We start from the raw sequence: 11,757 nt of genomic DNA, 5'->3' as shown, positions 1-11,757 counted from the left end.
TGGGACGACGGCTGCAACGTGCTGGCGGTGGAGCCGGGGGTCGTGGTCGCGTACGAGCGGAACGTCACCACCAACACGCACCTGCGGCGCGAGGGCATCGAGGTGATCGAGATCCCGGGCAGCGAGCTGGGCCGGGGTCGCGGCGGCCCGCGTTGCATGAGCTGCCCGGTCGAGCGGGACGCCGAATGAGCCCCCCGAGCCCTCGCGCCCCGGGCGCAGCCGCGCCGCCCTGAGCCGTGGTCCCGGAGAGCCGCACCCGGGGCGGGCCGTGCTCCCGGGGAGCCGCGCATCCGGGCGCCACGCCCGGGCCTGGACCGCGCCGCCCTGAGCGGCGCTCCCCGGGAGGCCGCGCCCCCGGGCTGAGCCGCGCACCCGGGGAGTGGCAGCTCCGGGCGGAGCCGCCACCGCCCGAGCGGCGCTCCCCGGGAGGCCGCGCCCCGGGGCTGAGTCGTACCGCCGGAACCGCTCGGCGGAGTTGTGAGGCCGGGCCGCACGGTCACGGCGGCGGCCGCCGCGCGCCGAGCGCACGGCCGCCCGCGCGCGGGCCGGCTGCTCCGTAGCGGCTGCTCGTGGCCGGAGTGGCGGCCATGGCCTCCCGCGGACCCGTTCCGGATGAGCGCCGCCGCGTCAGCCCCCAGGATGGAGCCGTACCGGCCGGTTCGGCGGTGCGGGGCGACCGTGCCGCGTACGCCTCCCCCTGACTGAATAGAAATTCTGGCACTCGTATAGACTTCCACGGTCCCCGACCCCGGAACCCAGGAGCGTCCCCATGGCCACCGATCTCTCCGGCCGCCATTTCCTCAAGGAGCTGGACTTCACCGCGGACGAGTTCCGCAGTCTGATCGACCTGGCTGCGCAGCTCAAGGCGGAGAAGAGGGCGGGGACCGAGGTCCAGCGGCTGCGCGGCCGCAACATCGCCCTCATCTTCGAGAAGACCTCGACGCGCACCCGCTGCGCCTTCGAGGTCGCCGCCGCCGACCAGGGCGCATCCACCACCTACCTGGACTCGTCCGGTTCGCAGATGGGCCACAAGGAGTCGGCCAAGGACACCGCCCGCGTCCTCGGCCGCATGTACGACGCCATCCAGTACCGGGGCGACGCCCAGTCCACCGTCGAGGAGCTCGCCGCCCATGCCGGGGTCCCCGTCTACAACGGCCTGACCGACGACTGGCACCCCACGCAGATGCTCGCGGACGTGCTCACCATGACCGAGCACACCGACAAGCCCCTGGAGCGCATCGCGTACGCGTACATGGGTGACGGCCGCTACAACACGGGCAACTCCTACCTGGTCACCGGCGCGCTGCTGGGCATGGACGTGCGGATCGTCGCGCCCAGGGCGTACTGGCCGGCCGACGACATCGTGGCGCGGGCGCGCGAGCTCGCCCGGACCAGCGGCGCCCGCGTCACGCTCACCGAGGACATCGCCGAGGGGGTCGCGGGCGCCGACTTCGTCATCACCGACGTCTGGGTCTCGATGGGCGAGCCGAAGGAGGTCTGGGACGAGCGCATCGCCGCCCTCGGCCCGTACGCCGTGACCATGGACGTCCTGCGCGCGACGGGCAACCCGCGGGTGAGATTCCTGCACTGCCTGCCCGCGTTCCACGACCTCGGTACGTCGATCGCCCGCGACATCCACGAGCGGCACGGGCTGACCGAGCTCGAGGTGAGCGACGAGGTCTTCGAGTCCGAGCACTCGGTCGTCTTCGACGAGGCCGAGAACCGCATGCACACCATCAAGGCGCTCATGGTCGCCACGCTGGCCTGAGGGCGGGAATAGCCATGCGGCCGATTGGGTGAATATGTGATGTACCGGTTAGTCTCGAAGGACATGGCGGGGTTCGGGCTCACATGCCCGGACCCCTTTCGCCTGTGCATCATCCCCGCACCGGCCCGCACCGCCCAGCACAGCCCATGCACCACCCGGGAGAACCCCCTATGCAGCGCCTCAAGACCCCCGCCCAACTGGTCGCCGAATCCGGCGCCGACCTGGAGGGGCACGGGCTGAAGCGCACCATGGGCCTCTTCCAGCTCGTGTGCTTCGGTGTCGGCGCCATCGTCGGCACCGGCATCTTCGTCGGGCTCTCGGACAGCGTCGCCGAAGCCGGCCCCGCGGTCGTCGTCTCCTTCGTCCTGGCCGCGATCACCTGCGTGTTCACCGCCTTCTCCTTCGCCGAGCTGGGCAGCGCGATCCCGGTCTCGGGCAGCTCCTACTCCTTCGCGTACGCCGCCCTCGGCGAGCGCGTGGCGTTCCTGACCGGCTGGTGCCTGCTGCTGGAGTACGGCGTGTCCGTCTCGGCCGTCTCGGTCGGCTGGGGCCAGTACCTCAACGAACTGCTCGACGGCCTCGTCGGCGTCCAGCTGCCCGCCGCGCTGTCCGCCCCGCCCGGCGACGGCGGCATCGTCAACATCCCCGCCGTCGTGGTGATCATCCTCGCCGCGGTGCTGCTGGTGCGCGGCGTCCGCGAGAGCGCCCGCGCCACCGCCCTCATGGCGATCGTCAAGATCGCGATCCTGGTCGTGTTCTGCGCGCTGGCGCTGACCGCCTTCCGCTCGGGCAACCTCTCGCCGTTCGCGGCGCACGGCCTCGCCGGCGTCACCTCGGGCGCGTCCCTCGCCTTCTTCTCGTACATCGGCTTCGACGCGATCACCACCGCGGGCGAGGAGGTCAAGAACCCCCGCCGGACCATCCCGCTCGCGATCATGATCTGCATCGGTGCCGTCACGCTGCTCTACTGCCTGGTCGCGCTCGCCGCCATCGGCGCCATGTCGGCCGATGACGTCGCCGGCAGGCCGGCCGCGCTCTCCCTCATCGTCGACGAGATCACCGGCTCCGCCATCGGCGGCGGCATCATCGCCTTCGGCGCGGTCGTCGCCATCGCCTCGGTCGTCCTCGCCGTGATGTACGGCCAGACCCGCATCCTGATGTCGATGTCGCGCGACGGGCTCGTCCCGCGGGTCTTCGCGAAGGTCTCCCCGAAGACCTCCACCCCCGTCGCCAACACGTGGATCGTCGCCGCCGTCTTCGCCGTCCCGGCCGCCGTCGTCCCGCTGGACGTCGTGATGAACCTGACCACGATCGGCACGCTCGCCGTCATGGCGGTCGTCAACGTGGCGGTGGTCGCGCTGCGCCGCCGCCACCCCGACACCGAGCGCAGCTTCCGCGTGCCGCTCTACCCGGTCAGCCCGGTGCTGGGCGTCGCCTTCTGCCTGTACCTGATGTGGGGCACGGGCTGGACCACCTGGGTGCAGTTCGCCGTCTTCCTGGTGGCCGGGGCCCTGGTGTACGCGTGCTACGGCCGGCGCAACTCGCGACTGGCCACCTCTCCCGCCGTGGAGGCGGAGGCGACCGTGGAGACCGGGGCGACCGGGGCGACCGGGGAGGCCGGGACGGAGGAGGACCTCACGCCGTCCCGAGTGCCGGCAGGGTGAACCACACCGCCTTGCCCTGAGCGGTACGGCGGTGCCCGCACGCCGCGCTGAGCGTACGGATCAGCAGCAGGCCGCGGCCGTGCTCCTGCCACGGGTCCGGTGGCGTGGTGTGGGCGGGCGACAGATCACCGGGCGGGTCCGGGTCGCGGTCGTGCACCTCGACCTGGCACCCCGTCTCCAGCAGCTCCACCACCAGCTCGATCGGCGGGTCGCCGGGGTCGGTGTGCTTCACCGCGTTCGCCACCAGTTCCGCCGTCAGCAGCTCCGCCGTGTCGGTGTCGGCCGAGGCCGTCGCGTCGAGGTCGGCGAGCGCCGTCCGCACCAGGGCCCGGGCGAGCGGCACGGCGGCCGTGGAGTGCGGCAGCGCGAGACGCCAGTAGGCGGGTCCGGACGCTTTGAGCACGGTGACGGTCCTCCGTTCGGTTTCTGTTCAACGGTTCGGCGGGTGGGTTCCACCTTACGGACCGGATCCGGCCACACCAGGGGCGCATGCCCGCCCGCCGGGAGACCTGTGCCACAGCTGGTACAGGACCCTCGCCGGTCGCGGACAGTGTGACGGCCGTCCGTCGCTCTATCGCGTCTGCGTGACGGCGGTCACGTATGAGTGATAGCTTCGAGGTGTGGGCACTTCGGTGCCCGTACAGGCACCGGCACTCGGGCATTCCGCTCGCCGAGGGAGGCCGCATCCCATGAGCCCGTTCACCAGCTCCGCGCCCCGCACCCCCGAGTGGCGCCATCTGCGGCTCGCCATCGACGACGGCGTCGCCACCGTCACCCTCGCCCGCCCCGCCAAGCTCAACGCGCTCACCTTCGGCGCCTACGCCGACCTGCGCGACCTGCTCGCCGAGCTGTCCCGGGAACGGACCGTACGGGCCCTGGTCCTGGCCGGCGAGGGGCGCGGCTTCTGCTCCGGCGGCGATGTCGACGACATCATCGGCGCCACGCTCGCCATGGACACCGCCCAGCTCCTGGACTTCAACCGGATGACCGGCCAGGTCGTGCGGGCCCTGCGCGAGGCGCCCTTCCCCGTGATCGCCGCCGTGCACGGGGTGGCCGCGGGCGCCGGCGCCGTCCTCGCCCTCGCCGCCGACTTCCGCGTCGCCGACCCGTCCGCGCGGTTCGCGTTCCTCTTCACCAAGGTGGGACTCTCCGGCGGCGACATGGGAGCCGCGTACCTGCTGCCCCGGGTCGTCGGCCTGGGCCACGCCACCCGGCTGCTGATGCTCGGCGAACCGGTCCGCGCGCCCGAGGCCGAGCGCATCGGGCTGATCAGCGAGCTCACGGAGGAGGGCCGTGCCGGCGAGCACGCCGCCGCCCTCGCCCGCCGGCTGGCCGACGGCCCCGCCCTCGCGTACGCCCAGACCAAGGCCCTGCTCACCGCCGAGCTGGACATGCCGCTGGCCGCGGCCGTCGAGCTGGACGCCGCGACGCAGGCGCTGCTGATGAACGGCGAGGACTACGCCGAGTTCCACGCCGCCTTCACCGAGAAGCGCCCCCCGAAGTGGCAGGGACGATGACCCGCCCGCTGCGGGTCGCCGTGATCGGCGGCGGTCCCGGTGGGCTGTACGCCGCCGCCCTGCTCAAGCGCCTCGACCCCGCCCGTGACATCGCCGTCTGGGAACGGGGCGCCCCGGACGACACCTTCGGCTTCGGCGTCGTCCTGTCCGACGAGACCCTCGGCGGCATCGAGCACGCCGACCCCGAGGTGTACGCCGCGCTCCGGGCGGAGTTCGTCCGGTGGGACGACATCGACATCGTCCACCGCGGCCGCACCCTCACCTCCGGCGGCCACGGCTTCGCCGCGCTCGGCCGGCGCAGGCTGCTGGAGATCCTCCACGAGCGCTGCCGGAGCCTGGGCGTACGGCTCCGTTCCCGTACCGAGGCGCCCCCCGCCGCGGAACTGGCCGCCGCGTACGATCTGGTGATCGCCGCCGACGGTGTCCACAGCCGCACCCGCGGGACGCACGCCGACGTCTTCCGGCCGACCGTCACGACCCACCGCTGCCGCTACATCTGGCTCGCCGCGGACTTCGCCTTCGACGCGTTCCGCTTCGAGATCGCGGAGACCGAGCACGGCGTGATGCAGCTCCACGGCTACCCGTACGCGGCGGACGCCTCCACCGTCATCGTCGAGATGCGCGAGGAGGTCTGGCAGGCCGCCGGGTTCGACGAACTCGACGTCCAGGAGTCCGTCGGCCGCTGCGCCAAGATCTTCGGCGAGGCGCTGCGCGGCCGCCCCCTGACCTCCGACAAGAGCACCTGGACCGCCTTCCGGACCGTCGTCAACGAGCGCTGGTCGCACGGCAGCACGGTCCTGCTCGGCGACGCCGCCCACACCGCGCACTTCTCCATCGGATCCGGCACCAAGCTCGCCGTCGAGGACGCCCTGGCCCTCGCCGCCTGCATCCAGGAGCAGCCCGCGCTCGCCCCGGCCCTGGCGGCGTACGAAGCCGAACGCCGCCCCGTCGTGGAGTCCACGCAGCGCGCGGCCGCCGCGAGCCTGCGCTGGTTCGAGGACCTGGCCGGCTACCTGGACCAGCCGCCGCGCCAGTTCGCGTTCAACCTCCTCACCCGCAGCCGCCGGGTCACGCACGACAACCTGAGGCTGCGCGACGCGCGCTTCACCCAGGCCGTCGAGCGGGACTTCGGCTGCCCGCCCGGCACCCCGCCGATGTTCACCCCGTTCCGGCTGCGCGGCCTGACGCTGCGCAACCGGGTCGTCGTCTCGCCCATGGACATGTACTCGGCCGTGGACGGGGTCCCCGGCGACTTCCACCTCGTCCACCTCGGCGCCCGGGCCCTCGGCGGCGCCGGGCTGGTCATGACCGAGATGGTGTGCGTCAGCCCCGAGGGCCGCATCACCCCGGGCTGCGCCGGACTGTGGACGCCCGCGCAGGCCGCCGCCTGGTCCCGGATCACCGACTTCGTGCACCGGCAGGCGCCCGGCACCGCCATCGGCGTGCAGCTCGGCCACTCCGGCCGCAAGGGCTCCACCAAGCTCATGTGGGAAGGCATCGACCAGCCCCTCGACTCCGGCAACTGGCCCGTGGTCGCGGCCTCCCCGCTGCCCTACCGCCCCGGTGTCAACCAGGTGCCGCACGAGCTGCACCGGGCCGCGCTCACCGACATAAGGGAACAGTTCGCGGCCGCGGCGCGCCGCGCCGCCCGCGCCGGCTTCGACCTCCTCGAACTGCACTGCGCCCACGGCTACCTGCTCTCCGGGTTCCTGTCCCCGCTCACCAACCGCCGCACCGACGCCTACGGCGGCTCCCTGGAGCGGCGGCTGCGCTTCCCGCTGGAGGTCCTCGACGCGGTACGAGCGGCCTGGCCCGGCGAGCGGCCCCTGACCGTACGCATCTCGGCCACCGACTGGGCGCCCGGCGGCACGACCGCCGAGGAGGCCGTGGAGATCGCCCGGGCCTTCGCCGAGCACGGCGCCGACGCGATCGACGTCTCCACCGGCCAGGTCGTGCCCGACGAACGGCCCGAGTACGGCCGCTCGTACCAGACGCCGTACGCGGACCGGATCCGCAACGCCCTGAAGGTCCCCGTCATCGCCGTCGGCGCGATCTCCTCCTGGGACGACGTCAATTCCCTGCTCCTGGCGGGCCGCGCGGACCTGTGCGCCGTGGGCCGCCCGCACCTGTACGACCCGCACTGGACCCTGCACGCCGCCGCCGAGCAGGGCTACGACGGCCCCGCCGCCCCCTGGCCCGCCCCGTACCGTGCCGGCAGCCGCACACCCCCGGCGGGCCGCACCGACGCCCCGAAGCCGCGCCTCAGCCTGACGCCGCCCCGCTCCTGACGAAGCCCTCGCCCTTGTCCCGCAGCAGCCCGTGCAGCCCGCCGAAGACCGCGGCCGCCCGGCCCCCGGGCCAGCCCGCCGGGAGCAGCGCGGCGGGCAGGCCCGGGTCCGCGTACGGGAGCCGCCGCCAGGAGTCCAGGGCGAGCAGGTAGTCGCGGTACGCCTCCTCGGCGGACGGTTCGCGCGTCGACCAGGTCCGCAGCACCGGCTCGTGGAGGTCGAGGAACTCCTCGTACAGCTTGGCGATCGCGGCGAGGTCCCACCAGCGGCCCACCGCCTCGGCCGTGGGCGCGAAGCCCAGGTGCTCGCCGCGGAAGAGGTCCACGTACGGGTCCAGGTGGAGCCGTGTCAGGGTGTGGCGGGTCTCCTCGTACAGGGCGGCCGGGGCGATCCACACGCCCGGCGCCGCCGTGCCGAAGCCGAGGCGGCCCAGACGGGACCGCAGCAGGTGCCGCTTGTGCCGCTCGGCCTCCGGCACCGAGAAGACGGCCAGCACCCAGCCCTCCTCGCCGGCCCGCTCCCCGGTCGCGTAGATGCGCCGATCGCCGTCGTCGAGGAGCTGCCGGGCGTCCGCCGACAGGGCGTAACCGGCGGCCCCGTCCGCCGTTCGGCGCGGCTGGAGCAGCCCGCGCCGCTTGAGCCGGGACACCGACGACCGCACCGAGGGGGCGTCCACGCCGAGCACCGCCAGCAGCCGGATCAGCTCGGCCACCGGCAGCGGGGCGTCGTCGGGCGTCCGCCCGTACGCGCCGTACAGGGAGACGATCAGGGAACGCGGGGTGTGCTGCTCGGCCACGTGATCACTTTACGGGCGCGTCCTGCGCGCGCAGCCGGAAGCGCTGGAGCTTTCCGGTGGCCGTCCGCGGCAGCGCGTCGAGGAAGACGATCTCGCGCGGGCATTTGTACGGGGCGAGGCGCGTCCTCACGAAGCCGCGCAGCGCCTCGGCCGCGGCACCGTCGCGGGCCGCTCCCTCCCGCACCACCGCGTACGCCACGACGACCTGGCCGCGCAGCTCGTCGGGCCGGCCCACCACGGCCGCCTCGACCACGTCGGGGTGGGCCAGCAGGGCGTCCTCGACCTCGGGGCCCGCGATGTTGTACCCCGCCGAAATGATCATGTCGTCCGCCCGGGCGACGTAGCGCAGGTAGCCGTCCGGCTCGCGGACGTACGTGTCCCCGGTGACGTTCCAGCCGTGCCTGACGTACTCCGTCTGGCGGGGATCGGACAGGTAGCGGCAGCCCACCGGCCCGCGCACGGCCAGGAATCCCTCCTCCCCGTCCGGGACCGGCCGTCCGGAGGCGTCCACCACGCGTGCCTGCCACCCCGGCACCGGGACGCCCGTCGTGCCGGGCCGGATCGCTCCGTCGGCCGCCGAGACGAAGATGTGCAGCAGCTCGGTGGCGCCGATGCCGTTGATGATCCGCAGCCCGGTCCGCTCGTGCCACGCCCGCCAGGTGGCGGCGGGCAGGTTCTCGCCGGCCGACACGCACCGGCGCAGCGAGCCGGTGTCGTACCCGTCGAGCTCCTCCAGCATCACCCGGTAGGCGGTCGGCGCGGTGAAGAGCACCGTGACCCGGTGCTCGGCGATGGCGGCCAGCAGCCGGCGGGGCCCGGACTGCTCCAGCAGCAGCGCCGACGCGCCCGCCCGCAGCGGAAAGATCACCAGACCGCCGAGGCCGAAGGTGAAGCCGAGCGGGGGACTGCCCGCGAACAGGTCGTCCGGCCCCGGGCGCAGCACCTGCGCCGAGAACGTGTCGGCGACGGCCAGTACGTCCCGGTGGAAGTGCATGCACCCCTTGGGCCGCCCGGTGGTCCCGGAGGTGAAGGCGATCAGCGCCACGTCGTCGGCGGCGGTGGGGACGGCGTCGAACGAGCCCGGGTGACGGGCCGCCAGCCGCAGCAGGTCGTCGGGCGCGTCACCGCCGTACGCCGTCACGCGGAGCCCCGGCACCTCGGCCTTCACCAGGTCGTCGACCGTCCGGACGTCGCACAGCGCGTGGCGGACATCGGCCATCCCGCACAGCACGGCCAGCTCCGGGGCACGTGCCTGCGCCAGGACGGTGACGGCCACCGCGCCCGCCTTCATCACCGCGAGCCAGCAGGCCGCCAGCCACGGGGTCGTCGGGCCGCGCAGCAGCACCCTGTTGCCGGGCACCACACCGAGCTCGCGGGTGAGGACGTGGGCGATCCGGTCGACCCGGTCGCGCAGTTCGCCGTACGTCCACACGCCGCCCGCGCCGTCCCGGAAGGCCGGGCGGCCGGGGCCGAAGCGTTCGGCCGTGCGGTCCAGCAGTTCCGCACCGCAGTTGAGGCGGTCCGGATAGCGCAGCCCGGGCAGTTCGAAGAGGAGCTCGGGCCACTGCTCGCGGGGCGGCAGGTGGTCGCGGGCGAAGGTGTCGAGGTGGGCCGATCCGGTCAGCTCCATGGTTCGCCCCCTATGGGTGGTGGGAACGCCCATCGAGCGTATCGTGATGGTGACGACAGTCAATGGTGCGCGATACGACTCGGCGGCGGAGGGGCGCGAATGCCCGTATTCTCACTCGAACCCGAACGAACCGCATGGTGCGAAGAGCTGCGTGTCCTGGCCGCCGAACGCCTGCGGCCCCTCGCGGAGAAGGGGGAACCCGGCCGCGTCAACCGGCCGCTCGTCGCCGCCCTGGGCGAACTGGGGCTCCTGGCGCGCGTCTTCGGGGCCGGAGCCCTCGACCTGTGCCTGATGCGCGAGTCCCTCGCCCGCGAGTGCACGGAGGCGGAGACCGCACTCGCCCTCCAGGGGCTGGGTGCCCACCCCGTGGCCGCGTCCGGCACGCCCGAGCAACGCGCGCGCTGGCTGCCGGAGGTGACCGCCGGACGGGCGGTGGCCGCCTTCGCCCTCAGCGAGCCGGATGCCGGGTCGGACGCGGCCGCGCTCGCCCTCGAAGCCGCGCCCGACGGGGAGGGCTGGCGGCTGTCGGGCGAGAAGTGCTGGATCTCCAACGCGCCCGAGGCCGACCTCCACACCGTCTTCGCCCGGACGACACCGGGCGCCGCAGCCCGTGGCGTCACCGCCTTCCTGGTCCCCGCGGACCGGCCGGGCCTGACGGGCCGCCGGCTCGAGATGCTGTCGCCGCACCCCATCGGCAGCCTCCGCTTCGACGGCGTACCCGTCACCCGCGCGGACGTGCTGGGCGAGGTGGACCGGGGCTTCCGCGTCGCGATGACCACCCTGAACCTCTTCCGGCCCAGCGTCGGGGCCTTCGCCGTCGGCATGGCGCAGGCGGCCCTCGACGCGACCCTCGCCCACACCGCCCGCCGGCCCGCGTTCGGCGGCGTGCTGAAGGACCTCCAGGCCGTCGCCCACCAGGTCGCCGAGATGGCCACCCGCACCGAGGCGGCCCGCCTCCTCGTGTACGCGGCGGCGGCGGCGTACGACGAGGGGGCCGGGGACGTCCCGAAGCGCGCGGCCATGGCGAAGCTGCTGGCCACCGAGACCGCGCAGTACGTCGTCGACGCGGCCGTCCAGCTGCACGGCGCCCGCGCCCTGCAGCGCGGCCATCTGCTGGAGCACCTGTACCGGGAGGTGCGGGCGCCGCGCATCTACGAGGGCGCCACCGAGGTGCAGCGCACGATCATCGCGAAGGAGCTGTACGCCTCATGAGCCTCGAACGCGTCAACCCCTCCGAGCTGTCCCCGCCCACCGGCTTCTCGCACGCCGTCACCGCCACCGGGTCGCGGCTGGTCTTCCTGGCCGGCCAGACGGCGCTGGACGGGAACGGCAGGGTGGTGGGGGAGACCCTTCTCGAACAGTTCGAGACGGCCCTCGGCAACCTGCTGGCCGCGCTGAAGGCCGCCGGCGGCACACCCGCCGACCTGGCGCGTGTCACCGTGTACGCCACGGACGTCGCCGACTACCGCGCCCGGGCGCCCGAACTGGGCCGCGTCTGGCGGCGGCTGGCGGGCCGGGACTACCCGGCGATGGCGGTCGTCGGGGCGGTCCGCCTCTGGGACGAGCAGGCGATGGTGGAGCTGGACGGCTTCGCGGTCCTGGACTGACGGGTTCGCTCGGCGGCGCCGCTGGAGGGGCCCGGGCCCCGCGGACCGGTGGCCCCGCCCGCCGGTCCGGGGCCGACGCGATCCGTGCGGGCTTGAGGCGATGCCAGGACGGGTCTGAGGCCGAGGGTGAGGCCGGGGCCGGGGCGGCGACGGTCGGCAGGCTCCGCCCCCGGAGGCTTCGTCCCCGAGGGTCGTGGGGCCCGATTTCTCCGGGTTCGGACTCCCGGTTCGCATCCGCTGTACACGGAAATGGTTCTGACGGGTTGTCAGTGCAATATCACATTACTATGTTACGCATCGCACATCAGTGGCATGCACTCGACAACCCGGCCCGCCTTCCCTTCAGGAGCCGCAAGTGCCCCAGCCGTCACCGCACGGACCCGTGCGCAGAACCCTTCTCGCCGCAGCACTCGCCACCGCGACCCTGCTCGGCGGCGCACCGGCCTTCGCCGTGCCGCCCACCCCCACCACCCCCACCACCCCCACC

General features: G+C 73.7%; 10 protein-coding genes. 7 read left to right on the top strand and 3 right to left on the bottom strand.

From position 1 onward, the window contains the following. From IH00_RS44830 to IH00_RS0135890, 3 genes are all read left to right on the top strand, one after another. On the top strand, positions 1–189 hold a 189-nt coding region (locus tag IH00_RS44830; RefSeq protein WP_039947798.1), incomplete at its 5' end, for an arginine deiminase family protein. Positions 190–769: 580 nt separating this feature from the next. Further along, on the top strand, positions 770–1,768 hold the full coding sequence (argF, locus tag IH00_RS0135895) for an ornithine carbamoyltransferase (RefSeq protein ID WP_031080656.1): 999 nt from the start codon (positions 770–772) through the stop codon (positions 1,766–1,768). Between the two features lie 146 nt (positions 1,769–1,914). Beyond that, positions 1,915–3,432: an amino acid permease gene (locus tag IH00_RS0135890; protein WP_078888155.1), complete on the top strand. Its 1,518-nt coding sequence runs from the start codon at positions 1,915–1,917 to the stop codon at positions 3,430–3,432. On the opposite strand, the gene IH00_RS0135885 is transcribed toward IH00_RS0135890, so the two are convergent. Continuing rightward, positions 3,404–3,835: an ATP-binding protein gene (locus IH00_RS0135885; protein WP_031080653.1), complete on the bottom strand. Its 432-nt coding sequence runs from the start codon at positions 3,833–3,835 to the stop codon at positions 3,404–3,406. The genes IH00_RS0135890 and IH00_RS0135885 overlap by 29 nt on opposite strands. A 286-nt stretch (positions 3,836–4,121) precedes the next feature. On the opposite strand from IH00_RS0135885, the gene IH00_RS0135880 reads away from it, so the two are divergent. Together IH00_RS0135880 and IH00_RS0135875 are read left to right on the top strand one after the other, a co-directional pair. After that, the gene (locus tag IH00_RS0135880) at positions 4,122–4,949 is read left to right on the top strand and encodes an enoyl-CoA hydratase family protein (RefSeq protein WP_031080651.1); all 828 of its coding nucleotides are present in this window, start codon (positions 4,122–4,124) and stop codon (positions 4,947–4,949) included. Then, positions 4,946–7,237 (top strand): bifunctional salicylyl-CoA 5-hydroxylase/oxidoreductase, encoded by a 2,292-nt coding sequence (locus IH00_RS0135875; protein ID WP_031080649.1) that lies wholly within the window; start codon positions 4,946–4,948, stop codon positions 7,235–7,237. The genes IH00_RS0135880 and IH00_RS0135875 overlap by 4 nt, the downstream gene beginning before the upstream one ends. Here the strand turns inward: IH00_RS0135875 and IH00_RS0135870 are convergent. Together IH00_RS0135870 and IH00_RS0135865 are read right to left on the bottom strand one after the other, a co-directional pair. Continuing rightward, positions 7,212–8,033, bottom strand: a complete 822-nt coding sequence (locus IH00_RS0135870) for a PaaX family transcriptional regulator (RefSeq protein WP_031080647.1) — start codon at positions 8,031–8,033, stop codon at positions 7,212–7,214. The genes IH00_RS0135875 and IH00_RS0135870 overlap by 26 nt on opposite strands. 4 nt (positions 8,034–8,037) lie before the next feature. Next, positions 8,038–9,663 (bottom strand): AMP-binding protein, encoded by a 1,626-nt coding sequence (locus IH00_RS0135865; protein WP_031080646.1) that lies wholly within the window; start codon positions 9,661–9,663, stop codon positions 8,038–8,040. A gap of 99 nt (positions 9,664–9,762) precedes the next feature. On the opposite strand from IH00_RS0135865, the gene IH00_RS0135860 reads away from it, so the two are divergent. Then, the gene (locus tag IH00_RS0135860; RefSeq protein WP_031080644.1) at positions 9,763–10,875 is read left to right on the top strand and encodes an acyl-CoA dehydrogenase family protein; all 1,113 of its coding nucleotides are present in this window, start codon (positions 9,763–9,765) and stop codon (positions 10,873–10,875) included. Next, on the top strand, positions 10,872–11,270 hold the full coding sequence (locus tag IH00_RS0135855) for a RidA family protein (RefSeq protein ID WP_031080642.1): 399 nt from the start codon (positions 10,872–10,874) through the stop codon (positions 11,268–11,270). Before IH00_RS0135860 ends, IH00_RS0135855 begins: the two co-directional genes overlap by 4 nt. The last annotated feature ends 487 nt before the right edge of the window (positions 11,271–11,757 follow it).

The organism is Streptomyces sp. NRRL S-118 (assembly GCF_000716335.1).
In the GTDB taxonomy this organism is placed as follows: Bacteria; Actinomycetota; Actinomycetes; order Streptomycetales; family Streptomycetaceae; genus Streptomyces.
This window is presented reverse-complemented; position numbering and strand designations above follow the sequence as displayed.